Annotated in this window: 24 protein-coding genes; 12 read left to right on the top strand and 12 right to left on the bottom strand. The window is 72.8% G+C overall.

Going from position 1 to position 25,068, the window contains the following annotated elements:
* Positions 1 to 25: 25 nt before the first annotated feature.
* Positions 26 to 850, bottom strand: a complete 825-nt coding sequence (locus ACFWW9_RS12725; protein WP_390375422.1) for an SGNH/GDSL hydrolase family protein — start codon at positions 848 to 850, stop codon at positions 26 to 28.
* Complete coding sequence (locus ACFWW9_RS12720; RefSeq protein WP_390375420.1) at positions 847 to 2,175, bottom strand: MFS transporter; 1,329 nt, start codon at positions 2,173 to 2,175, stop codon at positions 847 to 849. Before ACFWW9_RS12720 ends, ACFWW9_RS12725 begins: the two co-directional genes overlap by 4 nt.
* Positions 2,176 to 2,353: 178 nt before the next feature.
* Between ACFWW9_RS12720 and ACFWW9_RS12715 the strand changes: the two genes are divergently transcribed.
* Positions 2,354 to 2,974 (top strand): TetR family transcriptional regulator, encoded by a 621-nt coding sequence (locus tag ACFWW9_RS12715; protein WP_390375418.1) that lies wholly within the window; start codon positions 2,354 to 2,356, stop codon positions 2,972 to 2,974.
* 22 nt (positions 2,975 to 2,996) lie between these two features.
* Entirely contained in the window at positions 2,997 to 4,478 is a 1,482-nt protein-coding gene (locus ACFWW9_RS12710) for a carboxylesterase/lipase family protein (protein ID WP_390375415.1), read from the top strand.
* A 3-nt stretch (positions 4,479 to 4,481) separates the two neighbouring features.
* On the opposite strand, the gene ACFWW9_RS12705 is transcribed toward ACFWW9_RS12710, so the two are convergent.
* Positions 4,482 to 5,291: a LysR family transcriptional regulator gene (locus tag ACFWW9_RS12705; protein WP_390375412.1), complete on the bottom strand. Its 810-nt coding sequence runs from the start codon at positions 5,289 to 5,291 to the stop codon at positions 4,482 to 4,484.
* Between the two features lie 127 nt (positions 5,292 to 5,418).
* Here ACFWW9_RS12705 and ACFWW9_RS12700 point away from each other — a divergent pair, with 127 nt between their 5' ends.
* Positions 5,419 to 6,273 (top strand): NAD(P)H-binding protein, encoded by an 855-nt coding sequence (locus ACFWW9_RS12700; RefSeq protein ID WP_390375409.1) that lies wholly within the window; start codon positions 5,419 to 5,421, stop codon positions 6,271 to 6,273.
* Here ACFWW9_RS12700 and ACFWW9_RS12695 read toward each other — a convergent pair.
* Both ACFWW9_RS12695 and ACFWW9_RS12690 read right to left on the bottom strand, forming a co-directional pair.
* Entirely contained in the window at positions 6,270 to 7,340 is a 1,071-nt protein-coding gene (locus ACFWW9_RS12695; protein ID WP_390375406.1) for a hypothetical protein, read from the bottom strand. The genes ACFWW9_RS12700 and ACFWW9_RS12695 overlap by 4 nt on opposite strands.
* Before the next feature lie 183 nt (positions 7,341 to 7,523).
* On the bottom strand, positions 7,524 to 9,551 hold the full coding sequence (locus ACFWW9_RS12690; RefSeq protein WP_390375404.1) for a glycosyl hydrolase family 28-related protein: 2,028 nt from the start codon (positions 9,549 to 9,551) through the stop codon (positions 7,524 to 7,526).
* A 413-nt stretch (positions 9,552 to 9,964) separates the two neighbouring features.
* On the opposite strand from ACFWW9_RS12690, the gene ACFWW9_RS12685 reads away from it, so the two are divergent.
* From ACFWW9_RS12685 to ACFWW9_RS12660, 6 genes are all read left to right on the top strand, one after another.
* Entirely contained in the window at positions 9,965 to 10,630 is a 666-nt protein-coding gene (locus tag ACFWW9_RS12685; protein ID WP_390375401.1) for a glycoside hydrolase family 11 protein, read from the top strand.
* Between the two features lie 29 nt (positions 10,631 to 10,659).
* Positions 10,660 to 11,337 carry a polysaccharide deacetylase family protein gene (locus ACFWW9_RS12680; protein WP_390375398.1) on the top strand — a complete coding sequence of 226 codons (678 nt, stop codon included), beginning with the start codon at positions 10,660 to 10,662 and terminating at the stop codon, positions 11,335 to 11,337.
* A 230-nt stretch (positions 11,338 to 11,567) separates the two neighbouring features.
* Positions 11,568 to 12,326 (top strand): DUF6518 family protein, encoded by a 759-nt coding sequence (locus ACFWW9_RS12675; RefSeq protein WP_390375395.1) that lies wholly within the window; start codon positions 11,568 to 11,570, stop codon positions 12,324 to 12,326.
* Between the two features lie 952 nt (positions 12,327 to 13,278).
* The gene (locus ACFWW9_RS12670) at positions 13,279 to 13,554 is read left to right on the top strand and encodes a hypothetical protein (protein ID WP_390375392.1); all 276 of its coding nucleotides are present in this window, start codon (positions 13,279 to 13,281) and stop codon (positions 13,552 to 13,554) included.
* A gap of 112 nt (positions 13,555 to 13,666) precedes the next feature.
* Positions 13,667 to 14,416, top strand: coding sequence for a hypothetical protein (locus ACFWW9_RS12665; protein WP_390375389.1), 750 nt, complete (start codon positions 13,667 to 13,669; stop codon positions 14,414 to 14,416).
* On the top strand, positions 14,413 to 15,318 hold the full coding sequence (locus ACFWW9_RS12660; protein ID WP_390375386.1) for a RimK family alpha-L-glutamate ligase: 906 nt from the start codon (positions 14,413 to 14,415) through the stop codon (positions 15,316 to 15,318). The genes ACFWW9_RS12665 and ACFWW9_RS12660 overlap by 4 nt, the downstream gene beginning before the upstream one ends.
* A 45-nt stretch (positions 15,319 to 15,363) precedes the next feature.
* Here the strand turns inward: ACFWW9_RS12660 and argG are convergent, their stop codons facing one another.
* The 6 genes from argG to ACFWW9_RS12630 form a co-directional block, all read right to left on the bottom strand.
* Positions 15,364 to 16,809, bottom strand: coding sequence for an argininosuccinate synthase (gene argG, locus ACFWW9_RS12655; RefSeq protein ID WP_390375383.1), 1,446 nt, complete (start codon positions 16,807 to 16,809; stop codon positions 15,364 to 15,366).
* A 69-nt stretch (positions 16,810 to 16,878) separates the two neighbouring features.
* Positions 16,879 to 17,712 (bottom strand): alpha/beta fold hydrolase, encoded by an 834-nt coding sequence (locus ACFWW9_RS12650; RefSeq protein ID WP_390375380.1) that lies wholly within the window; start codon positions 17,710 to 17,712, stop codon positions 16,879 to 16,881.
* Between the two features lie 25 nt (positions 17,713 to 17,737).
* Complete coding sequence (locus tag ACFWW9_RS12645) at positions 17,738 to 18,538, bottom strand: SDR family NAD(P)-dependent oxidoreductase (RefSeq protein WP_390375378.1); 801 nt, start codon at positions 18,536 to 18,538, stop codon at positions 17,738 to 17,740.
* Entirely contained in the window at positions 18,535 to 19,362 is an 828-nt protein-coding gene (locus ACFWW9_RS12640) for an IclR family transcriptional regulator (RefSeq protein WP_390375374.1), read from the bottom strand. Before ACFWW9_RS12640 ends, ACFWW9_RS12645 begins: the two co-directional genes overlap by 4 nt.
* A 95-nt stretch (positions 19,363 to 19,457) precedes the next feature.
* Entirely contained in the window at positions 19,458 to 20,579 is a 1,122-nt protein-coding gene (locus ACFWW9_RS12635; RefSeq protein WP_390375371.1) for a PP2C family protein-serine/threonine phosphatase, read from the bottom strand.
* Positions 20,580 to 20,636: 57 nt separating this feature from the next.
* Positions 20,637 to 21,413, bottom strand: coding sequence for a GntR family transcriptional regulator (locus ACFWW9_RS12630; RefSeq protein ID WP_390375368.1), 777 nt, complete (start codon positions 21,411 to 21,413; stop codon positions 20,637 to 20,639).
* Positions 21,414 to 21,477: 64 nt separating this feature from the next.
* On the opposite strand from ACFWW9_RS12630, the gene ACFWW9_RS12625 reads away from it, so the two are divergent.
* The 3 genes from ACFWW9_RS12625 to ACFWW9_RS12615 are packed head-to-tail and all read left to right on the top strand — an operon-like array spanning position 21,478 to position 24,494.
* On the top strand, positions 21,478 to 22,575 hold the full coding sequence (locus ACFWW9_RS12625; protein ID WP_390375365.1) for an SIS domain-containing protein: 1,098 nt from the start codon (positions 21,478 to 21,480) through the stop codon (positions 22,573 to 22,575).
* Positions 22,559 to 23,569, top strand: coding sequence for an N-acetylglucosamine kinase (locus tag ACFWW9_RS12620; protein WP_390375362.1), 1,011 nt, complete (start codon positions 22,559 to 22,561; stop codon positions 23,567 to 23,569). The genes ACFWW9_RS12625 and ACFWW9_RS12620 overlap by 17 nt, the downstream gene beginning before the upstream one ends.
* Positions 23,562 to 24,494 carry a DMT family transporter gene (locus ACFWW9_RS12615; RefSeq protein WP_390375359.1) on the top strand — a complete coding sequence of 311 codons (933 nt, stop codon included), beginning with the start codon at positions 23,562 to 23,564 and terminating at the stop codon, positions 24,492 to 24,494. Before ACFWW9_RS12620 ends, ACFWW9_RS12615 begins: the two co-directional genes overlap by 8 nt.
* Here ACFWW9_RS12615 and ACFWW9_RS12610 read toward each other — a convergent pair.
* Positions 24,491 to 24,979, bottom strand: a complete 489-nt coding sequence (locus tag ACFWW9_RS12610; RefSeq protein WP_390375356.1) for a winged helix-turn-helix domain-containing protein — start codon at positions 24,977 to 24,979, stop codon at positions 24,491 to 24,493. The genes ACFWW9_RS12615 and ACFWW9_RS12610 overlap by 4 nt on opposite strands.
* Positions 24,980 to 25,068 lie beyond the last annotated feature (89 nt).

The raw sequence follows: 25,068 nt of genomic DNA, 5'->3' as shown, positions 1-25,068 counted from the left end.
GGACCGGCGTTCCTCCTTCCCCCGGTCAGTCCACCTCACTGGCGATGATCGCCGCGGCGGCCGCCATGCCCGCCGCGTTCGGGTGGTACGGGTAGGCCGGGGACGCGGGTGTCGCGCCTTCGAGCCACCGCCGCGCGGGCGGTTCGCACAACCCGTGGCCCGCACTGGGAGTGCGGATGTCCACAAAGGTCGCCCGGTGCGCGTTCGCCTGCTGCCGCAGCATCCTCGCCACGCCGTCGAGCGCGCCCTGGAGGTAGTCGGCGTCCTCCGGCAGGTACGGGTCGGCCGGGGAGCAGCCGCCGGGCCGCCAGTACGTCAGGTACCCGGCCACCACGACCTCGGCGCGCGGCGACCTGCGGTGGATCTCCTCCAGCGCGGCGGCCACCTTCGGCGCGGTCGCCGCCGTGCGCGCCCCGAACTGCTCCACGCCGCCGACGGTGTAGCGCTCCCGGCAGGTCGCCGACCCCGGTGGCCGGTTCGCGCACGTGACGAAGGCGCCGCCCAGTTCGACGTCGTTGGCCCCGATGGCGAGCGTGACGAGGTCGGTGTCCCGGCGGAGCGCGTCGAACTGCGGCGGCACCACCCCCGCCTGCCGACCGGCGAGGTCGGTCGTCCTCGCGCCCGAGCAGGTCACGTCGGTGAGCGCGGCGCGCAGCCGCCCGGCCAGCACGTGCGGCCAGTTCCGGTTCGAGCGCAGGCACGTCGAGTCGATCTCGTCGGGGATCCACGGCCCCGCGGCCGACGAGTCGCCCAGCGCCACGTACCGGACGGGCGCGCTCGCGGCGGCCGTCGGACCAGGGATCACGGCGGCGACCACCACCGCCAGCACCACTCCCAGCCACCTGGTCATGCCGGCTCCTCCACGGGCGTCGGAGCGGCGGTCCGCTCGTCACGGCGGATGGACAGGGCGAGCAGCGGCACCAGCGCGACGCCGACGCAGGACGCGCCCGCGACCACGTAGTACGGCGCGATGAGGCTGCCGGTGGCCTGTTCGACCAGGCCGTAGACGTACGGGCCGACGAACCCGCCGGTGATCCCGATCATGTTGATGAACGCGAGGCCCACCACCGCGATCAGGCCGGACATCCGGGACATGGCGACCGACCAGAACAGCGGCAGGGTGCCGAGGGCGAAGAAGTTCGCGACGAAGATCAGGCTGATGCGCCACAGGGGGTTCGCGGACAGCAGGAAGCCGATCAGGATGACCAGCCCCGCCACCGCGCACAGGCCGATCAGCGGGACCTCGCGCCCGGTGCGGCGCTTGAGCCACGGGAAGAACAGGACGCCCGCCAGCGCCGTGATGCCGCCGCCGCCCGCCACGAGTCCGATGAGGAACGGGCTCTTGAGCCCCAACGACCCGAGCAGCGCCGGGAAGTTGAAGCCCACCCCGGAGCTGATCGCCTGGTTCACGAAGTAGATCCCGGCGAGCAGCAGCACCGTCGGGTGGCCGAACGCCAGGCGGAAGTGGCCACGCAGCCGCGTCGGCGACGGCGGGTCGTTCGCCACCGCCCGCTCCTCCAGTTCCGCCGCCTCCTCCCGCGTGAGCCACTCGGCGTCGGCGGGCTTCCCCGGCAGGACGAACCAGACCAGCACGCCGACGAGGATCGTCACGAGCCCCTCGACGAGGAACATCCACTGCCAGCCGCGCAGTCCGCCCACGCCCTGCAACTCCATGAGCGCGCCGCCCATCGGCGAGCCGATGACGATCGCGATGCACGGCGCGGTGTAGATCAGCCCCACCACCGTGACCCGGTGCTTCTGCGAGAACCACAGGGTGACCGTGTACATCAGCGCCGGGAACAGGCCCGCTTCCGTGGCGCCCAACAACATCCGGAGCGCGTAGAACGACAGCTCGTCCTGGACGAACATCATCGCCGCGGACACCGCGCCCCACGTCACCGCGATGCGCGCGATCCAGAGCCGGGCGCCGACGCGGTGCAGGACGAGGTTGCTCGGAACCTCCAGCAGGGCGTAGGTGAGGAAGAACAGGCCCGCGCCCAGCCCGTACGCGGCGGCCCCGAGGCCGATGTCGGCCTGCAGCGCGGTCTTCGCCAGCGCGATGTTCGTGCGGTCCACGTAGGACATGAAGTAAGCGATGCCCAGGATCGGCAGCAGCCGCAGCATCGCCTTCCTGGTCGCGTGCTCGTGCAGCAGGTCTTTCACGTTCGTCGTCATCGACGGCCTCCGGAGTCGGCGCTCCACTGCGGTGCCCAGGATCGGCGGCGCGAGACCCCAAAAGCCGTCTGACCTGGGATACTACCGAGTATTACGGTATGGTCAGGTGACCCGCTGTGTCAACCGTCACACTCCTCGTGTGCGACGATGGCCTGGTCAGGGCGAGGAGGAGATGCCGGTGAGCGCGAGTCCAGAGGTGCCGCCCGACGCCCGGAGCCGGGTGCTCGCCGCGGCCGCGGAGGCGTTCATGGCGGCCGGGTTCGCCAACACCACGATCGACGACATCGCCGACGACCTCGGGGCGACCAAGGGCCTGGTGTACTACCACTTCCGGTCGAAGTTCGACATCTTCCTCGCGGTGTACGAGGAGGCCATGCGGCGCGTCCGCGACCGGGTCGAGCCCCACTCCCGCGGCGACGCGACCGGCCGCGACCGGCTGGTGGCCATGTCCGTCGCGCACGTGGTCAACCTGATGCAGGACCTCGCCTTCCACCACACCGTCCACCAGGGCGTGCGCGGCGAGGTGTCGACCACGCTCAAGCCGCGCCAGCGCGAGGCGCTCCTGGCCCTCAACGACCTCCGCCGCGACTACGAGCGGATGTTCCACCGCGTCGTCGCCGAGGGCGTGGCGGACGGGTCCCTGCGCCGGGTGGACACGGGTCTGGCGAGCCGGACCCTGCTCAGCAACCTCAACGCCGTCGACGCCTGGTACCGCAAGGTGGATGGCCAGACCGCCGAGGAGATCCACGACCTGGCCCGCCGGATCGTCGACCTCCTCGTCGGCGGCCTCGGCTCCTGACCACGACTCCCCTGGAGGTCCGTTGTTCGTCCAGCCCACCGCGACCACCCGCCACGGCGACGTCCTCGGCGGTTCCACCGACTCGGGGATCCTGGTGTTCAAGGGGATCCCGTACGCCGCGCCGCCCGTCGGCGCGAACCGGTTCCAACCGCCGCGGCCGCCGGAACCGTGGACGAGCCCGCGCGACGCCACCCGCTACGGCCCGACCGCGCCGCAGACCGCGGGCGAGGGCCCGTTGGCCGACCTGATCCCCCGCGCGATCATCCCCGGCGACGACCACCTCAACCTGAACGTCTGGACCCCGAACACCACCGGCGGCCGACCCGTGATGGTCTTCATCCACGGCGGCGCGTTCATCAGCGGCTCCGGCTCGATCCCCGGCTACGACGGCACGCGCTTCGCCCGTGACGGGGTCGTCCTGGTGACCCTCAACTACCGGCTCGGCGCGGACGGGTTCCTCTGGTTCGGCGACGGCGTGGCCAACCTCGGGCTGCTGGACCAGGTCGCGGCGCTGGAGTGGGTGCGGGACAACATCGCCGGGTTCGGCGGCGACCCGGCGAACGTCACCGTGTTCGGCGAGTCGGCGGGCGCGATGAGCGTGTGCTCCCTGCTGGCGATGCCCGCCGCGCGCGGCCTGTTCCACCGCGCCATCGCGCAGTCCGGCGCGGCCCACAGCTTCCTGTCCCCGGCGTCGGCCCGGCTGATCGGCACGCGGCTCGCGGCGATCCTCGGCGTCGCGCCGACCCGCGAGGCCATCGCCGAGGTGCCCGTCGAGCGGCTGCTGGCGGCGCAGAACCAGGTGGCGCAGGAGATCGGGGCAAAGCCGAACCCGAAGCGGTGGGGCGAGGCGGCCCGCAACCTGATGCCGTTCGAGCCGGTGGTCGACGGCGACGTGCTGCCGACCTCCCCCATCGACGCCGTCACCTCCGGCACGGCCGAGCGGGTCGACGTGCTGATCGGGACGAACAGCGAGGAGGCCCGGCTGTTCCTCGTGCCCACCGGGGCCGTCTCGAAGATCACCTCGCTCGTCCTGCACCTCGCGGCCCTGCGCTACGGGCTGCGGCCGGGCGCGGTCCGCCGCTACCGGGCCGCCGATCCGAAGGCCTCGCCCGGCGACGTGCTGGCCGCCGTGATCACCGACTGGTACTACCGGATCCCCGCGCTGCGCCTGGCCGAGGCGCACGCCGCGACCACGTACGTCTACGAGTTCGCCTGGCGCTCCACGGCGTACGACCACGCGCTCGGGGCGTGCCACGCCATCGAGCTCCCGTTCGTGTTCGACAACCTCGACGACCCGGCGTTCACGACCATCACCGACGACCACGCGCCGCAGGAGCTGGCCGACGCCGTGCACCGGGCGTGGGTCGACTTCGCCACGACGGGTGATCCCGGCTGGGCCGCCTACCACCCGGACAAGCGGGTCGCGATGCGCTTCGACACCGACTCCGCGACCACCCTCGACGACCGGGCCGACGAGCGCGTCCTGTGGGACGGCCGCCGCTGACGGTCAACCGGTGGCGGCGCGGACGAGCGCGGCCACCGCCCGTGAGCGGGACGACTGCGGCCAGGCGATGACGAGCACCGCGGGCGGGGCGTCCGGGACCCGGAGGTAGGCGACGCCGGGCCGGGGGTAGCGGGCGACGACGGACTCGGGCAGCAGGGTGGTGATCGTGCCGAACTCGACCAGCTTGAGGAGTTGGGGCAGGTCGCGCACGGCGTGCTCCTCGACGATCCCGTCCAGGAACCGGCCGACGTCCTCCGGGCTGGAGAAGGACAGGCCCAGCTCGGCGAGGGTGACGCTGTCGCGAGCGGCCAACGGGTGCGTGGCGGCCACGGCGGCGACCCTCGGCTCCTCGGCCACGGTCTCGAAGTCCAGGCCCGCGTGGTCGAACGGCGCGTGGATCAGCGCCGCGTCGGCCTCGCCTCGGCGCAGGAGGCCGGGCTGCTCGCCCCAGCCGCACAGCCGGACCGTGACCGGGTAGGCGGTGCAGCGCGCCACGACGGCGTCCAGCACCCCGGCGTCGCTGTCGGCCTTCACGGCCAGGACGAGCTTCGGCTCGGCGGTCCGCCGCGTCCGGTGCGCGGCCGCCGTCAGCGCGTCCAACGCGATCCGCGCCTGTTCCAGCAGGACGGTGCCCGCTTCGGTGAGCGCGACGCTGTGGGTGGTCCGCTCGAACAGCGTGACGCCCAGTTCCGCTTCCAGCTTGCGGATCGTGCGGGACAGCGGTGGCGCGGAGATGCCCAGCTTCTCGGCGGCACGGGTGAAGTTCAGCTCCTCGGCGACCGCGACGAAACAGCGCAGCGGGCGGGACTCCACACGACCACCCCGATTCGGTATGTCCCTGAGGGTAACAGTCGGGTCCTCGCCGATCCTTCCAGGTCACCGGCGGCGCGGGCATCGTGGTCGGCAGTCCCGCCACCGAACGAAGGAACACCACGAACCCATGATCATCGTCAGCGGAGCCACCGGAGCACTCGGCAGCGCGGTCGTCGAGCGGCTGCTCGACCGGGTCGCGCCCGACCGGATCGGCGTGTGCGTCCGGAACCCGGCGAAGGCGCAGGGGTTGGCGGACCGCGGTGTCCGGGTCCGCCAAGGCGATTTCGCCGACCCCACGAGCCTCGACCACGCCTTCGAGGGGGCGTCACGCGTCCTCGTCGTGTCGGTCGACTCCACCGGCGAGGCCGCCGTGCGCCTGCACGAGACCGCGATCCACGCGGCGGCGAAGGCCGGTGCGCAGCGCGTCGTCTACACCAGCCACCAAGGCGCGGCCCCCGACTCGCTGTTCCCGCCCATGCCCGACCACGCCGCCACCGAGGCCGTGCTGCGGGACGCGGGCGTGCCGTTCACCGTCCTCCGCAACGGCTTCTACGCGTCGTCGGCGGTCCAGTTGCTCGGCGCGGCCCTCACGACCGGCGAACTGGCCGTGCCGCAGGACGGCCCGGTCTCCTGGACGGCGCACGCCGACCTGGCCGAGGCGGCGGCCATCGCCCTGGCGGACGACGTCCTCGACGGCGTGACACCCGCCCTCACCGGCGCGGAGGCGATCGACATGGAGGGCGTGGCGGCCCTCGCCTCGGAGGTGACCGGCAGGCCGATCCGCCGGGTCGTCGTGCCCGCCGAGGACTACCGCGCCACCCTGCTCGGCCACGGCGTCCCCGAGCACGCGGCCGACCTGCTCGTCGGCCTGTTCGCCGCGAGCCACCGGGCCGAGTTCGCCGAGGTCGGCCCCGCGCTCGGCGACCTGCTCGGCCGTCGTCCGACGCCGCTCCGGGACGTCCTGGCGGCCGCCGTCCGCTAGACCAGGTACTCGCCGCCGCACGCCTCGGCCAGCGAGGACCCGAACAGCGCGGCGGGCGTGTGCGCGCCGGGCTTGCCCTCCCCCGCCAGCAGCCGCCGGACGACCTCGGCGGGCACCGCGCCGGTGTACGCCTGCGCCTCCCCGACCCGCAGCCACCCCTCGCGAACGGTCCCGTCCGCCCACTCCAGCCGGGCATGTCCCCAGGAGTGCTCACGGGGCCGTTCGCGGGCCTTCAGGGTCACGGCGGCGAGCCGCCGCTTCGCGAACGCCCGCACCCGCGCGTTCCCCAGCAGCGCCATCGCGACCGGCAGCACCGCCCGCACGACCGGCGACGACGGAGCCTCGCTCGACGCGGACACCACGTCCGGAGCGCCACTGGCCCGCTGCGCCGCCACGAGTTCCCCGAGCGGCACGCTCGCCGTGGTGACCGTCGTCCCGTCCGGCAGGACGAGCCGCGCCGCCTCGGCCCCGACCGCCGCGCGGACCAACCGCCCGCCCCGGTACCGCCTCCCGTCGAAGCGTCCGCCGCCGGGAACTCCGGGCAGGCCGTCGAGGATGGTCGCGGCGAGCGCCTCCCCGACCGGTCCCGCCTCGGTCTCCAACGACGGCACCATGTCCACCCGCACCTTCACCGGCGCGGCCTGCCCCTCGCACAGCTTGACGACCACGCTCTCGGTGGCCGTGACCCCGAACCCGGCGCCCGTCACCAGCGTGCGCCCGGCGGCGGTCGCCTCCGCGTCGAACCCCAGCACCGCGGACACGGCGGCCAGGTCGTTGGCCAGGTCCACGTAGTGGCTCCCCGGCAGGCAGGCCCGCACGACGACCGCGGCGGTCTCGGTGAACGGCCCGACCGTGTTCACCACCACCGCGGGCCGCTGCCGCCGGATCTCCTCGGCCATCGCGGCGGCCGACCCCGCCACCACCGTCCGCCCACCCTTCGCGGCCTCGGCCAGCCGCCCGGCGTCCCGCCCCACCAGCACCGGCGTCACCCCGACCTCGACCAACGCCGCCGCGATGGCCCTCGCACTGCGCCCCGTGCCACCCAGGATCCAGACCTCACCGGTCATCGAGTCTCCAGCCACCCCGGTGCCGCCTTGGTGACGACACGTCGTGTCATCACCGTACGCCGCGATGGCACGTCATGTCATCACGGGGCAGCACGATCTGGCGGAAGCCGACCGGGTCCGGTTGTTCGACGCACCCGAACGGAGAGGGTGGGCGGTCCGGGGACCGCCCACCCTCGCGCTAGCTCACCACGCCGAAGGCGCGGGTGGCGGGACGACCGTGGGGCGGTCGTCGCAGGTGATGGTGTTCGGCAGCAGCCACGGGGCGAGCCAGCCGCCGTCGTTGCCGCCCAGGTCGGTCAGGGAGAACTCCGAGCCCGCCGGGGTGAAGTTGAACGAGCCGCAGTTGTTCACGCCGACCGCGCCGACGTTGCGGGCGTCGACGTTCTGGAACGTCGCCTTGCCCGCGGAACGGGCGCTCAGCACGGACGTGCCCGCACCGTCGACCTTCAGGTCCTTGAAGTGGACGTCGGTGATCGAGTACTTGTCCTTCACCGGAAAGTCGCTGACCAGCATGACCGCGTTGTAGGTGTTGTCGAGGAAGCTGTCGCCGACGACCTGGACGTCGGCGGTGATGTCCTGGTCCAGCGCGTACAGCCACAGCGCGCCGAGGCCGATCTTCCAGTTCAGCTCGAACGTGCCCGCGCGGACGGTGGTGTTGTCGGTGATCCACACCTTGCCGGTGAACGGTTGCGCGCCGAAGCGCGAGCCGACGTGCAGAGCACTGCCTTCACGGACCGGGTCGGCGACGAGGTTGTTGGAGACGGTCGTGTCCTGGCCGCCGTAGATGGCGATGCCGTTGGCCAGCACCGGCGACTGCACGGTGTTGCGGTCGAAGGTGTTGCCCGCGTTCTGCGTCTTCTCCGCCCACATCGCCAGGCCGTCGTCGCCGGTGTTGCGGACGAAGTTGTTGGACGCCACCGAGTTCGTCACGCCGGTGTGGAAGTTGAGGCCGTCGGCGATCTGGTCCACGATCACGTTGTCGGTGACCCGGACGTTGTTCATCGGACCGTCGAACCACAGGCCGACCTTGGTGTGGTGCAGGTAGAGGCCGCGGATCGTCGAGTCGCTCATCGCGCCGCCGACGGCGTTGACCTGGTCGGTGTCGATCCGCTCGCGGACGTCGCCCTCGACCGCGAACCCGGACAGGTGGACGTTGCGACTGCCGCCCGCGGCGGCGTCCTTGCCGTAGAAGCCGACACCAGTGTGCACCGAGCCGTCCGGGGCGGGCGCGCTCAGCGCGACCTCGTGGCCCTTGACGGTCGTGTACCAGTTGCCCGCGCCCTCGATCGTCACGTCGTCGACGATGATGTGCCGGTTGACCTGGAACTCGCCCGGCGGCAGGTAAACCTTGCGGTGCAAGCGCTTCGCGAGGGCGATGGCCTTGTCGAACGCGTCGGCGGAGTCACGCCTGCCCGTCGGGTCCGCGCCGAACAGCAGCACGTTCACGGCGGTGAACTCGACGTGCGGCAGCCCGACGAGCTGCGAGTCGAGCAGGTCGATGACGGTCCACGCGGCGGTGGAGCCCGCGGGGGCGGTGAGCCGCACCTTCGCGCCCGCCGGGTAGGCGCGGTCGAGCCGGATCCGCTGCTCGTCGTAGAAGTGGTTGGGGCGGAACGGGGTCGTGATGACCGGCGCGGGCGTGGTCGCCGCGGGCACGCACGAGCACTCGGTGATCCACCAGTCCGGGTGCAGCAGGCCCGCGTTGGGGTCGTTGGAGAACGGGTACTGGTTGTACAGCCACGAGTACTGCGACGTCAGCGTCGCGGTCTTGGCGTACCTGCCGTTGACGGCCACGTCGAGCGGGGCGGTGATGCCGCCGCCGGTCGGCGCGTCCGGGATGCTGTAGCGGACCGTCACCGCGTTGGCCGCGGCGGGCAGGGTGAACTCGACGTGCTGCCCCGGCGTCAGCTTGACCGCCTTGCGGCCGGACGCCTCGGCGGGCAGCGTGTACGCGTTCCGGTCCGGGCCGATGACCGTGCCGTTCGTCGCGGCGTTCTCCGCCTCCTGCTCGACGAAGTCGACCTTCGCTCCCCGCCCGGCGACCAGCGCGGGCGCGAGGGCGGCGCGCGTGACGACCGGGCCCGCGGCCGCGGTCGCCGCGCCGGGCACGACCGCGAGGGCGATGCCCGCGCTGACCGCTGTCGCCGCGCCGACCCACCGGGATCGGCGTCGGGAACGTCTCGCAGCAGCTCCTGTGGTGCTCCGTGACATCGGGGAACTCATTTCTTCCGGCGACAGGGTGAGGCGACTCTAAGATGCGGTACGGCTACCCACAAGAAGTTGTGCGCGAGTTTCGCCGAATTGACTAGTAGTTGCTCAAAAACATCGATAATTTGCAGACACTTGCCGCAAGCCGCGCATCGAAACTTTCGCCATCACCGAGCCAACCGGGCGATCAATCGATTCAGCCGACCGGCCGAAAACGTTCTCCGTCGCCCTTCAACAAGCGTTCGGGACCAACACTTTCGCCCGAGCACACTCACAAGATAAGTTTCCGAAACTTCCTCGAAACACATTGACAACTCCTCGGAGTCGCACCAACACTGTCGGTCACGCACGGCGGCGCTCCCGGCACACCGGACGGCCCTGCCCGGCCGCCGTGCCGACCTCAACGAGGAGGAACAATGCTGAAAACCACAGGCGGGCGCGGCCGCCTCAGGCTGTTCGCGGGCGGTGTCTGCGCCGCACTGGTCATGGCTCTCCTGCCGGGCACGGCCGCCGCGGCCACGTGCTCGAGCTCGACCGGCACCAACAACGGCTACTACTACTCGTGGTGGACCGACGGCGGCGGCTCCGCGTGCATCACCCTGGGCTCCGGCGGCAACTACAGCACCTCGTGGCGCAACACCGGCAACTTCGTCGGCGGCAAGGGCTGGGCCAACGGCTCGCGCCGGACGGTCAACTACTCCGGCAGCTTCAACCCCTCCGGCAACGCCTACCTGACGCTCTACGGCTGGACGTCGAACCCGCTCGTCGAGTACTACATCGTCGACAACTGGGGCACCTACCGGCCGACCGGCACCTACAAGGGCTCGGTCACCACCGACGGCGGCACGTACGACATCTACCAGACCACGCGGTACAACGCCCCGTCCGTCGAGGGCACCAAGACGTTCAACCAGTACTGGAGCGTCCGGCAGCAGAAGAAGACCGGCGGCAGCATCACCACCGGCAACCACTTCGACGCGTGGTCCCGCGCGGGCATGCGGCTGGGCTCGTTCAACTACTACATGATCCTCGCGACCGAGGGCTACCAGAGCAGCGGCAACTCCAACATCTACGTCGGATGACCGGGCACACCACCGCGAGGAGCCACCGGATGCGAACACCACCGAAACGCGCGCTGGTCACCGGGCTGGCCGCCGCCGCGCTGGCGTTGGGGAGCACGGTCGCGGCGACCCCGGCGCACGCGGCCGCGTGCAACGGCTACGTCGGGCTGACGTTCGACGACGGCCCGTCCTCGGGCAACACCCCGGCGCTGCTCAACGCCCTGCGGCAGAGCGGCCTGCGGGCCACGATGTTCAACCAGGGCAACAACGCGGCGGCCAACCCGTCGCAGGTGCGGGCCCAGGTCTCGGCGGGCATGTGGGTCGGCAACCACAGCTACACCCACCCGCACCTGGTGCAGCAGAGCCAGGCGCAGGTGGAGTCCGAGATCTCCCGGACGCAGCAAGCCATCGCCAACGGGGGCGGCGGCACGCCGAGGCTGTTCCGCCCGCCGTACGGCGAGACCAACGCGACGGTGCGCGCCGCCGCGGCCAAGTACGGCCTGACGCAGATCATCTGGGACGTCGACTCGCAGGACTGGAACGGCGCGAGCGTCGACGCGATCGTCGCGGCCAACTCCCGGCTGGGCAACGGCCAGATCATCCTCATGCACGAGTGGCCCGCCAACACGCGAGCGGCGATCCCGCGGATCGCGCAGACGCTGGCGGGCAAGGGCCTGTGCGCGGGGATGATCTCCCCGCAGACCGGCCGGGCCGTGGCACCGGGCTGAGGTCCTCGCCGGGTCCCCTCGCGACCGCGGCGAAGGTCACCGGGCCGGAACACCGGCCGCTCGGCTCGGCGACAACAGCCCCCCCCCGGATGTCGTCCGGGCGGGGCCCCGCGGCGCCCCCCCCGCCCGGCGGGCGGCGCCCGCGGCGCCACCCCCCGCGCTGCGCGTCTGCCCCCCCCCCCCCCCGCGGCCCCCCCCCCCCGGGCCGTGAGCCGCGCCAGGCTCCTCCCGTGCTCACGGCTCCCGCTCGCTCCTCGCTCTCCACGACCGGTTTCGCGCTGCTCGCCGGGCTCCTCGTCGGCGCGGTCACCAACGTGCTCCAGGGCGTGCTGCCCGACGCCCTCCAGGCCATCTCCAACTCGGGGTCCGTCTGGTCCGCCGCGGCGTTCGCGGCGGGCGCGCTGGCACGGGTCCCCGGCCGGGTGGCGGTCCTCGCGGGCACGGCGACCGAGGTCGGCGCGGTCGTCGGCTACTACGCCTACGCCGAACTGCTCCGCGACGGCATGGGCGACCTCACCTACCCCCTGTTCTGGCTCGCGCTGGCCCTGGTCGCCGGTCCGCTCTTCGGCACGGCGGGCGCGTGGTGGCGCACCGGCACGGGGTGGCGGCGCACCGCGGGACCGGCGCTGCTCGGCGGGGTCTTCGGGATGGACGCCCTCTGGTACCAGGTCGTCCTGGCCTACCACGGCGACGCGATCGGCTACGGCGTCGTCGCCGTGCTGATCCCCTTGGTGCTGGGGCGAAACCTGCGTGACCGGGTGGTCGGCCTGGGCACCACAGTGGTGCTGTCGGTCCTCGCCGTCCTGGCCCTGTGGGGCCTTTCGCGACTGCCCGTGCTGGTCACGGGTCAGGCGCAGCAGCGGACCGTCACGTGGACGACCCGCGCGCCCGTCGGGAGCCGCACGATGAACGGGGACCTGCTCGCCTCGGCGATCCGGTGGAGCCGTTCGTCGGTGGCGTTGTCGACCACCACGACGTACGCGCCGTAGCTGCCGCGCTGGGTGGGGTCGACGTAGAGCGTGCCCGCCCACGTGCCGTCGGCCACCGCCACCGGCCCCACCAGGTAGAACTTGCAGTCCCCCGGCGCGTAGAGCAGCAGCCAGGGCGCGCTCTCGCCGGGAGCCAGGGTGACCGTGCCCGTCGCCTCGGCCGAGTCGCCGGTCAGCGTCAGGCCCGAGGTCGGCGCGGTCATCGCCAGCCCGGTGCCGGTGGGCTTGTCCGGCGGGTTGACGCACGGCGGCCGTCCCGTGACCAGGTCGTCGCCACCACCGCTGGTCGACTCGGCGATCACCGGCGGGGTCCGGTCCGAGCCCGTCACGGTCCAGAGGACGGCCCCGCCCGTCACGATCAGCAGCGCGACCAGCGCCCCGACGACCCACGGACTGCCGAACGACCGGCCCAACGGCTGCTCTTCGTGGACCACCGGTTCGTCGGCCGGTGGCGCGACCTCGCCCTCGGCCAGGCGGGTCCGCGCCCGGAGCCACCGGTGGACGTCCGCGTCGGCGAGCGCGACCCCGCGCCGGGCCGCCGCGAGCCCGCACGTGACGACGATGGCGCGCACGGCCCTGGCGTCCACCGGCTCGTCCTTGGCGGCGATCTTCCGGCCCACGGTGGCGTCGCCGATGCTGTCGACGCCGAGCCGCCGGGCCTCCGGGTCGACGGACAGCCGCTCGACCGCCACCGCGGTCATCTCCGCCCGCGCCATCAGCTTCTTCAGCGCCGCCCGGAACTCCGTCCAGGTGCGCGGTTCGCCGGGGAGGTCGTCGGTCATCGCTCACCGGTCCGCGGTAACGGCATACGGGTCATCTTCCCACGACTTCCCTGCCGTTCTCAGGCGTTCCCATCTGTTCCCACGTCCGGTTTTCCCGTTGACCGCAGGGGATCCCGCGCCCAGAGTCCCCTCTCGGGACGAGCGAAGCAGAGCCGCGCAGGAGGAACACGATGACCGAACGACCCGCCTTCACGGACTTCCCGGCCGACGTCCGGAACCGCGCGGCGAGCTACCTCGGCCTGACGGCCCCGACCGGCGTTCCCGAGTCGTCCCAACGGGGCAGCGAGGGGTCCGAGACGTCGGAGAACTCCGAGAGCACGGAGGGGTCCGAGGGCAAGGAGGGCACCGAGGGCAGCGAGACGACCGAGCGGTCCGAGATGACGGAGACCAGCGAGGGCAAGGAGCGGTCGGAGTGGGCCGCCGGGCTGTTCCGCGACCCGCGGTGACGCCCGACGCGGACGACCGACGGCCGTTCATCCCGGCGGAGGCCAGGCCCCAGGTGCTCGACGACCTCGCCGCGACCGCGTGGCAGGTCGCCGAAGCCCTGGACGCGCGGCGATGACGGTCCTCGTCCTCGCCCCGGACGACGACGAGACCGCGGACCGGTTCGCCGCTTTCGCCCGTGCGAGCGGACGGACGGCGGTCGTGGCGAGCGACCTGGACCGGATCGCGGTCAGCGTGCGCGTGAGCCGGGACCGGGTCAGCCGCACGCGGATCGCGGTCGACGGCGTCGAGGTGACGGCGATCCTGTCGCGCGGGCTCGGACCGTGGGGCGACGAGCCGGACGCCGACCGGGCGTTCGTCGCCGCCGAGACGTACGCCGTCCTCTGGTCCGCGATCGCGCTGTGGGACGGGCCGGTCGTCAACCGGCCGTCCCCGCAGGGGTTCTTCCCCCGCTTGGACCCGTTGGACCTCGTCGCCACCGGCGTGGTCGCCCCGACGCGCACGGTGGTCCTGAACGACGGCTCCGCCCCCGGCGAGGAGGTGTTCCGGTTGCCCGACTGGACGGTGCTGGAGCCCGACGCGCCACGCGACCGGTTCGCCGTCGTGCGGATCAGCGACCGGGACCCGGCCCGCACGAGGCAGGTCCTCGTCGCGGGGTCCGACGTGATCGCCCTGGACGGGGGCGGGCTCGACGGGACGGCCCCCGTGGTGGCCTGGATCCGGCGCAACGGCGTGGACTTCGCGACCTTCACCGTGGAGCACGACCACCGGCTGCACGACGTGTCGTGCTACCCGCGGCACCACCAGTTCGCGCACGTGGAACACCGGGTGCACACCGCGCTGCTGGCGGAGCTGACGCCGTGATCCTCTGCCTGGGCCTCGCCGCCGACCCGACCTTCACCGCCGGGGTGCGGGCGCTGCGGCGGGCCGGGGTCGCGTTCCGCTGCGTCGACCTGCCGTCGTTGGCGTTGCGCGGCCGCGTGCGGATCCCGTTGGAGCACCCGGAGGACACCGAACTGGTGCTGGACGACGACCACCACCGGCTCGGCGACTTCTCGGCCGTGTGGTGCCGACTCGTGGACGTCTCCGCGGCGGCGCCCGCCCCGCACCTGGCGGCGTGCGCCGCCGGGCAGTTCGAGGCACTGGCCCGCGTGCTGGAGGTGTTGCCGCGCAAGGTGGTGAACCCTCCGCTGCGAGAGGCGTCCGGGTTCACCAAGGTCCTGCACTCCGTCGCCCTCGCCGAGGTCGGCGGCTGGCGGATCCCCGACACGTGCCTCACCTCGGACCCGGCCGAGGCGGAGCGGTTCGTCAAGGGCTGCCGCCACGGCGCGATCTTCAAGGGCTCCAGCGCCGTGAAGACGTGGGCGACGGTGTTCGAGTACCACCACGTCCCCCTGCTGCCCCGCTTGGCCCACCTGCCGGTGCTGTTCCAGGAACGCGTGCCCGGCCCCGACGTCCGGGTCCACGTGGTCGGCGACCGCTGCTTCGCCGAGCGGATCGACTCCCCCGTGGTCGACTACCGCACCGTCCGCGGCGTCAACGCCTACCGCCCGCTGGTCCCACCCCCGGAGATCACCGACGGCTGTGCCCGCTTGACCGAGCACTGCGGTGTGCCGCTGCTCGGCGTGGACTTCAAGGTCGACCGGACCACCGGCGACTGGTACTTCCTGGAAGCCAACTCGATGCCGTGCTTCGAGGGCTACGACCAGCGCGCGAACGGCGCGATCTCCCGCGCGATCGTCGACTGGCTGACCATGCAGCAGTGAGCCCCCGACCGCACGAGCGGTCGGGGGCTCACCTGGCGAACGGTGCTAGTCGTTGCCCGCCTCGAGGGCGGCGTGGTCGAGCAGTTCGTCGTCGGCGACCTCGCCGCGCGACGCGATGACCTCGGCTCCGCCGTCGGGCATCGTGCCGATAAGCTCGGTCGTCGACACCTGCGGGGCGCTGATCAGCGCCTGGTGCCTGCTGCCGACCATGCCGTACCCGGCGTACAGCTCCAGCTTGGCGCGGGAGTCGGCGATGTCCAGGTTGCGCATGGTGAGCTGGCCGATGCGGTCGACCGGGCCGAAGGCCGAGTCCTCGGTGCGCTCCATCGACAGCTTGTCGGGGTGGTAGCTGAACGCGGGACCGGTCGTGTCGAGGATCGAGTAGTCGTCGCCGCGCCGCAGGCGCAGCGTGACCTCGCCGCTCACGGCCATGCCGACCCAGCGCTGCAACGCCTCGCGCATCATCAGCGCCTGCGGGTCCAGCCAGCGGCCCTCGTACATCAGCCTGCCGAGCTTGCGGCCGTCGTTGTGGTAGGCGGCCAGCGTGTCCTCGTTGTGGATCGCGTTGACCAGCCGCTCGTACGCGGCGTGCAGCAGCGCCATGCCCGGAGCCTCGTACACGCCCCGGCTCTTGGCCTCGATGATCCGGTTCTCGATCTGGTCGGACATGCCCAGGCCGTGGCGACCGCCGATGGTGTTCGCCTCCAGCACCAGGTCGACGGCGGAGGAGAACTCCTTGCCGTTGATGGTGACCGGACGGCCCTGCTCGAAGCCGATGACGACGTCCTCGGTCTCGATCTCCACGGCGGGGTCCCAGAACCGCACGCCCATGATCGGCTCGACCAGCTCGATGCCCGCGTCGAGGTTCTCCAGCGCCTTGGCCTCGTGCGTCGCGCCCCAGATGTTCGCGTCGGTCGAGTACGCCTTCTCGACGCTGGAGCGGTACGGCAGGTCGCGGGCCAGCAGCCACTCCGACATCTCGGTGCGGCCGCCCAGCTCACCGACGAACTCGGCGTCCAGCCACGGCTTGTAGACCCGCAGCGAGGGGTTGGCGAGCAGCCCGTAGCGGTAGAACCGCTCGATGTCGTTGCCCTTGTAGGTGGAGCCGTCGCCCCAGATCTGCACGTCGTCGTCGAGCATGGCGCGCACCAGCATGGTGCCCGTCACGGCCCGGCCGAGCGGGGTGGTGTTGAAGTAGGTGCGGCTCCCGGTCCGGATGTGGAACGCCCCGCAGGCCAGCGCCGCGAGCCCTTCCTCGACCAGCGCCGCCCGGCAGTCGACCAGCCGGGCGATCTCCGCGCCGTACAGCTGGGCGCGGTCCGGTACGGAGGCGATGTCGGGCTCGTCGTACTGGCCGATGTCGGCCGTGTACGTGCACGGCACCGCTCCCTTCTCACGCATCCACGCGACCGCCACCGAGGTGTCGAGGCCGCCGGAGAAGGCAATGCCGACGCGTTCGCCGACGGGGAGGGAAGTGAGGACTTTGGACACGATGAAGATTATGCACGAGGCTGCATGATCATACAAACGTTGCCTTCGTCACGGCGTGTCGCCCACCGGTCACCCGGCCAGGAACGCCTCCACCACCGCGTTGAACGCGGGCGGGTTCAGCAGGAACGGGAAGTGCGAGGTGGCCACGTCGGCGGTGAAGACGTGCAGCCTCGCGCCGGGGATCCGGTCGGCCACGTACGCCTGCGAGGACACGCTGACGTGGCTGACCTCGGACCCCACGACCAGCGTCGGCACGTCGATCGCGGGCAGCACGTCCCGCCAGTCCTGGGCGCAGTGGTCGAACAGCAGCGGCACCGCGCCCGCCGCCGGGACCGTGTCCAGCTCGCCCGCCACGAACTCCCACACGTCCTCCGGCACGCCTCCGGGGAACATGCCGCGCACGAAGTCCTCGCGGACCTTCCCGCCGTCCGGCCCCGCCAGGCCGCCACCCAGCGCGACCAGCGCGTCCACGTCGAAGATCGCCCCGCACTCGACCTGCTCCCGCGGGCTCATCCACGGGACCGCCGCCACCGCGGACGGCTGGTCCACGGCGACGAACCGGCGGATCCGGCCGGTGCCGTGGCTGTCGATCAGGCTCCACCACAGCGACACGCCCATCGACCACCCGAGCGCGTCGACCTCGTCGAGCCCGAGGTGGTCGAGCAGCTCGACGACGTCGGCGGCCAGCCGGGCGATCCGGTAGCCGTGGTCGGGCTTGGCCGACAGGCCGTGGCCGCGGTGGTCGAGGGTGATCACCCGGTGGGCGTCGCCCAGGTCGGCGAACTGGTGCCGGAACATGGCCTGCGTCTGGCCCCAGCCGGGCAGCAGCACCAGCGGGAAGCCGTCGCCGCCGCGGTCCTGGTAGGCCAGGTCCACGCCGTCGGAGGTGGTGAACACGGGCATGGCGATCGTCCTCTCGGGGAAGGTGTCAGCAGGCGCGCACGTGCAGGCCGCCGTCGACGGGCAGCAGGACGCCGGTGATGTAGCGGGACTCGTCGGAGGCGAGGAACAGCGCCGCGTCGGCCACGTCCTGGGCCGCGCCCATCGCCCCGGTCGGGCTGCGGGCGGCGCGATCGGCCCGCGTCGCGGCCTCGGAGCCCCCCGCGAGCTGCCGGTACACCAGCGGCGTGTCGATCAGGCCCGCGAGGATCGCGTTCGCGCGCACCCCGCGTCCGGCGTACTCGACGGCGAGGGTGCGGGTCAGCTGGTTGACCGCCGCCTTCGCCGCCGCGTAACCGGGGTAGGGGTAGCCGGTGGAGCGGATGGAGGCAACCGAGGACATCGTGATGAGCGAGCCGCCACGCACCGCGAGGTGCGGCAACGTGTGCTTGGCGGCCAGGAACACCGTGTCGAGGTTGAGCGCGAACGACGCGCGCCAGGCGTGCAGCGCCATGTCCTCCACCGAGCCCAGCGCCGTGCCGCCGATGTTGGTGTGCACCACGTCGACCGCCCCGAACGCGGCGACCACGGCCGCGACGGCGGCGCGGACCTGGTCGTCGTCGGTCGCGTCGGCGACCAGCGCGAGCGCCTCGCCGCCCTCGGCGACGACCGCCGCCACCGTGCGTTCGGCGGCCTCGGCGTCGGCGTCCACCACGGCGACGCGCGCGCCGTGCCGGGCGAACGTGGTGGCGGTGGCGAAGCCGATACCCGTCACGCCTCCCGGTCCCGCGCCGCGGTGGCCGCCGCCGACGACGACCGCCACGCGGCCCGCCAACCTCCCGTCGCTCACGCCGTGTTCCCGATGCTCCGGCCGGACAGCCGTCGTTCCAGGGTCTTCGCGGCGACGTGCAGCAGTCCGGCGATCTCCGTGCGCCGCTCGGCGCGCATCCGCTGCTCCACGCCCGCCACCGTGATGGCGGCGGACCCGTCGGGCAGCGCCACGGCGACGCCCCACGCGCCGGGGCACACGCGGCCGTCGTTGAACGACCAGCCCCGCCGCCGGGTGTCCGCGACCATGGCGAGGATCCGGGCCCGGTCGAGCAGCGGGTAGTCGGTCGCGATCCACTCCGCGTCGCGGTCCAGCGAGGCCGCCACGGCGTCGTCGTCCTCCAGCGCGAGCAGGGCGATCCCGCCCGCGTTGACGCCGAGGGGGTGGGTGTCGCCGACGGTCAGCACGTACGTGCGGATCTGCCCCAAGCCGTCCTCGCGGTGCAGGCACAGGCACTCCTGCCCGCGCCGGACGGTGAGCAGCACGGTCTCGCGGGTGCGGGCGGCGAGGTCGGCCAGCAGCGGCCGGGCGATCCGCTGGACGCTCGTGCGCCGGGCGGCGAGCGCCCCGACCAACTGGGCCTCCTCGCCGAGGCGGTAGCGCGAGGTGCGCGGGTCCCGCTCGGCGAACCCGGCCGCGACGAGCGCCGCGAGCAGCCGGTGCACGGTGGGCTTGGCGAGTCCGCTGGCGCGCACCAGGTCGCCCAGCCCGCAGCCGTACTCGGTGGCGCCGCCGCTGGTCGCGAGCAGCCGCAGCACGTGCAGCACCCGGCCCGCCGACTGCGCGCCCGAGGGGGATCCGGTCCACGGGGTGGACCGGTCGTCGAGGTCGTCCGAAGCGTTCACCGCGCTGCTCCACGTCGTCGTCGATGCAGGTCAGCGCACCATAGACCGCGGTGAGGCCCGGCGGTCCACATCGCGGACCGGTGATTCGACCCGGTTCAGCGGCGGTAGAGGAGCAGCGCGATGTCGTCGTCGGGCTCCTCGCCGACGAGGTCGCGGGCGAGCCGGTCCGCGACCTCCTCCAGCGGCGACTCCCGGTGGGCGACGAGTGCCGCCGCGGCGCGCTCCAGGCCCACGTCCAACGACTCGCCTCGCCGTTCGACCAGCCCGTCGGTGTAGAGCAGCAGCGTCGCCTCGACGGGCAGCACCGCGGTCGTCTCCTCCCGGCGTGCGGAGACCAGCACGCCGAGCGGCACGAACAGGGCTTGGTCCAGCAGATGGCTGCGGCCGTCGGCCTCGGCCACCATCGCGGGCAAGTGTCCCGCGCTGGCGTACACGACCTCCCCGCACTCGGGGTTCACGACCGCGCAGAACACCGTCGTGCACCGCGCGCCCGGCAGGAGCGCGGCGAACCGGTCCAGCGACTCCAGCACCCGCGCGGGCCGCCCGTCCTGGAGCAGCAGGGCGCGGGCGGCGCTGCTCAGCTGTCCCATGACCGCGGCGGCGTCCAGCCCGTGCCCCACGACGTCGCCGACCACGACCCCGTACCGGCCGTCCGGCAGCGCCACCACGTCGTACCAGTCGCCGCCGACCTGCGAGACCGCGGGCTCGTACCGCACCACGAACCCCTCGGGCAGCACGACCGGCCCCAGGATGGCGCGCTGCAAAGTCAGCGCGACCTGCGACAACTCGGCGAGCAGGGTGCGTTCACGGGCTTCGGCGCGGACGCGCGCGGTGATGTCGGTGAAGATGACCGCGACCTCGCGGCGGGTCTCCGGGTCCACGCAGAACGCGTACAGCTCCAGCACCCGGCCGTACGTGCCCAGGCTCTGCTGGAACCGCGTCGACCGCCCGGTGCGCAGCACCTCGTCGAAGATCCGGTACCAGTCCTCCGGCTCGCCGGGGAGCACCTCGCGCATGGTCCGGCCCACGACGCCGACGACCCCGGACTGCGTCTCCAACGCCGGGTTGGCGGCGACGTACCGGAAGTCCAGTTGGCCCTCGACCGCGGTCGTCGCGCGTTCGAGGACGCAGAACCCCTCGTCCAGCAGGTCGAACAACGCAAGGTCGGTCCTCGCCGTGACCACGTCCACCTCCATCAGCCGCTCGAGGCCGACCACGGGGAGTGACCCGTGAGCAGGCTACGACATCACGCACCGTGTCGAACCGACAGCGGCTCAGGTGATGGACGCGCGGAACTGGTACCGGTCGCCCCGGTACGCCTGGTCGGTCAGCTCCAGCGGGTACCCGTGCTGGCTGAAGGTGAACTGCCGCGCCATCAGCACCGGCACGGACGTGCCGTCCAGCTCCAGCGCACGGCGCTCCTCGCGGTTCGGCGGCCGTGCCTCGACCGCGTACTCGGCCCGGCGCGGGATCTGCGGCGGGTCGGCGGTCAGCAGGGTGGCGTACAGCGAGGCGTGCGCGAAGTCGGTGTCGGCCAGCGCCGGGCACAGGGCCAGCGGCAGCCGGTTGTGCTCCAGCACCACGACCATGCCGTTGGCGTAGCGGAGCCGCCGCATCTCGAACAGGTCGTCGCCGGGGGTCATCCGCAACCGCTGCGCCTCGCGCACGGTGCACGGGCGGACCCGCGACAGCAGCATCTTCGTGGTGGTCGGGATGCGGTGCTTGCGGGCGTGGTCGGCGAAGCCCTCGACGTGCGCGGCGGAGGTCGCGCTGAGCACCTCGCCCGCGATGAACCACCCGCGCGAGGGCGCCGCCTGCACCGCGCCGTGCTCGGCGAGCAGCGCGAGCGCGGACCGCAGCGTCACCCGTGACACGTGGTAGCGGTCGCCCAGGATCCGCTCGGACGGCAGCCGGTCGCCGACGCGGGCGCCGCTCACCCGGAGGTCCTCCCACAGCCACCGGGCGACCCGCTCGTACAGGGGGACCGAATCCGGGTCCAACGCTCCTCGCGGGAGCTCCAGCGACGGCAGCCCCCGTTCCGCTCCGGGCATACCGGTACCATACCAGTAGCATTCTCATTGCAGACCGCACACGGCCTCCCTACCGTCTCGCGGCATGCCGGACCCCCTCACCACCACGGCTTTCGACCCCGCGCTGTGGACCACCCGCGAGATCGCCCACCAGCCCGAGGTCTGGCGCGAGCTGGCCGCGTCCCTGCACCGCGACCGGGAGCGGATCGCCGGGTTCCTCGCCCCGCTGACCGCCCGCGAGGACCTGCGGGTCGTCCTCACCGGCGCGGGCACGTCGGCGTTCGCGGGGCAGATCGTCGCCCCCGCCCTGGCTCGCGCGCTCCACCGCCGAGTGGACGCCGTGGCCACCACCGACCTGGTGAGCAACCCGCGCGACCACTTCGCCGACGACGTGCCCACGCTGCTGGTGTCCTTCGCCCGCTCGGGCGACAGCCCCGAGTCCCTGGCGGCGGTCCGCCTCGCCGACGAGCTGCTATCGGAGCCCCACCACCTGGTCCTGACCTGCAACCCGGACGGCGCGCTCTACCGGAGGGCGACCGGCCTGGCGCTGCTGATGCCCGAGGACGCCCACGACCGCGGGTTCGCGATGACCTCCAGCGCCACCTCGATGATGCTGGCCGCGCTGGTCGTCCTCGGCGGTCTCGACGACGTCGCCAGGCTCGCGGAGGCGGCCGACACGGCGTTGCCCGCGCTGGCGAGGCTCGACCTGGACGCGGACCGGGTCGTCTACCTGGGCAGCGGCGCGCTCGCCGGAGCCGCGCGCGAGTCCTCGCTCAAGCTCATCGAGCTGACCGCGGGCCGGGTCGTGAGCTACTTCGACACGCCGCTGGGGTTCCGGCACGGGCCCAAGTCGGTGCTCACCGACTCCACGGTCGTCGTCGTGTACCTCTCCAACGACCCCTACACGCGCCGCTACGACCTCGACATCGTGCACGAGCTGCGCCGAGCCCTGCCCGAGGGGCGTGTGGTGTCCGTCGGCTGCCTCGGCGACGACGAGACGTGGTCGTTCCCGACGCTCGGCGGCCTGTCCGACTCGGCCGCCGCGCCGGTGCTCCTGCTCGTCGCCCAGCACCTCGCGCTCGCCCGGTCGCTCGCGCTGGGTCTCGACCCCGACAACCCGTTCCCGGCCAACGAGGTCAACCGCGTCGTGAAGGGAGTCACCATCCATGGACTCGACCAGTGACGACGGGGTGTTCCTCGGTGTCGACGGCGGTGGGACGAAGACGGCGTTCGCGCTGGTCCTCGCCGATGGCACGGTCGCGGCCACCGCGCTCGCGCCCAGCTGCTACTACCTCGGCCAGAGCATCGACCTGGTCCGGGACGTGCTGGGCGCCGGGGTCGACGCCGTGTGCGCCGACGCCGGGACCACCCCGGACCTGATCACCCACGCGTTCGTCGCGCTCCCCGGCTACGGCGAGGTCAGCGCCGACCTCACGACGCTGGACGCCATCCCCGGCGAGGTGCTCGGCCACCCGCGGTACGGCTGCGACAACGACATGGTCGCGGGCTGGGCGGGGTCGCTCGGCGCGGTCGACGGCGTGAACGTGATCGCCGGGACCGGGTCGATGGCCTACGGCGAGCACGACGGCCGACGGCTGCGCGTGGGCGGCTGGGGCGAGCTGTTCGACGACGAGGGCTCGGCCTACTGGATCGCGGTCCGGGGGCTGGCCGCGTTCGCGAAGATGTCCGACGGCAGGCTGCCCACCGGTCCCCTGCGCGAGCGCCTGGCGGGCCACCTGCGGCTGGCCGCCGACCTGGACCTCGTCGACGTGGTCCTCAACCGCTGGCAGGGCGACCGGGCCCGGATCGCGGCGCTGGCGCGGGTCGTCACGGAGGCGGCCGAGGACGGCGACACCGCGTGCCGGGAGATCCTCCGCGACGCCGGGCACGCGCTGGCGGGCCTGGTCACGTCCACGATCGCCCACCTCGACTACGGGGCCGACGAGGTCGTCCCCGTGTCGTGGTCGGGCGGGGTCTTCAGCAACGAGGCCGTGCGCACCGCGTTCCGCGAGCACCTCGCCGACGCGCCGGTGGACCTGCGCGACCCGCTCCTCCCCCCGGTCCTCGGCGCCGCGCTGCACGCGGCCCGGCTGGCGGGCCGCCCGCTGCGCCCCGAGGCCGTCACCAGGTTGCGGGCGCACGCGCCCACCGTGTTCCCAGGAGGCAGTGATGAGTGATCGCGGTTCGACCGGCTGGATCCCCTACGCCGGGCTGCTGGTGCTGTTCTGGGGCGTGTGGGGCGCGTTCTCCGGCGCCCCGACCTCGCTCTACGGCTACCCCAACGAGATGGTGTACATCCTCTGGGCGTTCACCATGCTCATCCCCGCCTTCTTCGCGCTGCGGGGGCACAAGCTCGACCGGCGGCCGATCGCGGCCGTGTACGGCCTGGTCGTCGGGCTGACCGGCGCGGGCGGCCAGCTGGTGCTGTTCAAGGCGTTGAGCACCGGACCGGCGTACCTGATCTTCCCGCTCATCTCCATCTCCCCCGCCATCACCGTGCTGATGGCCGTGGCGATCCTGCGGGAACGCGTCCGCGGCCTGGCCACGGTCGGGCTGGTCGCCGCGCTGGCGTCGATCGTCCTGTTCAGCATCACCAGCGGGTCCGGTGACGCGACCGGCGGGTCGTGGCTCGTGCTGGCGCTGGTCGTGACGGTCGCCTGGGGCGTGCAGGCCTACTTCATGAAGAAGGCCGCCACGGTCGGGGTGAACGACGCGACGACGTTCGCGTGGATGACGGTCAGCGGCCTGCTGCTGGTCCCGGTGGCCTGGTTCATGATGGGCGACTTCCCCGGCGACGCCCCCTGGCAGGCGCCCGCGCTGACACTGGGCACGCAGCTGCTCAACGCCGTGGGCGCGCTGTTCCTCGTCATGGCGCTCTCGCGCGGCAAGGCCGCGATCGTCGCGCCGGTCACCAACGCGCTCGCGCCCGTGCTGACCATCGTGCTGTCGCTCATCGCCTACCAGACGCTGCCGACGGTCTACGCGCTCATCGGGATCGTCCTCGCCCTCGGCGGCTCGACGCTCATGGTCTACGCCGACGAGTCCCGCGGCGCGGACCAGGTGCGGCCGGACGGGGCCGTGCTCGACAAGCCCGTCCCCTAGCCCTCGTCCTCCACGCGCACGAGGTGCGCCCGCTCCACGCGGTAGCCGACGCCGCGGACGGTGCCGATGAACTCGGCGCCGTCCCGGCCGAGCTTGGCGCGGATCCGGCGCACGTGCACGTCGATGGTGCGGGTGTCGACCGGCGAGGACATCCGCCACACCCGGTTCATCAGCGCCGACCGCCCGTGCACCCGCCGCGGCTCGCGGCACAGGTGCAGCAGGAGGTCGAACTCCAGCCGGGTCAGCGGCACCGGCACGCCGCGGTGCAGGACGCGGCGGGAGGCCGCGAGGACGCGCAGTTCGGGAGCGCCCCGCTGGAGCGGCACGTCGACGTCCAGCTGCGGGATGTCGACGTCCAGGCGGGCCTCGTCGAACGCGGAGCGCAGTGCGGTGGCCACGGTGTCGGCCACCGCCGACGCGCCTGCCGTGCTCGCGCGGATCACCAGGGTGATCTCGACGGTGTCGGGGGAACGGGTGGCGGTCACGGAATGATCCGATCAAGTCCGGTGGCGGCGGTCAACGTCGTCCACGGGCTGGACGGGGCTTGCCCTTCGCCGGGGAACCGGGGCGGGTT

This window comes from Umezawaea sp. NPDC059074, from assembly GCF_042738955.1.
Taxonomy (GTDB): Bacteria; Actinomycetota; Actinomycetes; order Mycobacteriales; family Pseudonocardiaceae; genus Umezawaea.
The sequence above is the reverse complement of the archived record's forward strand: the minus strand, read 5'-3'. Positions and strand labels throughout refer to the sequence as shown.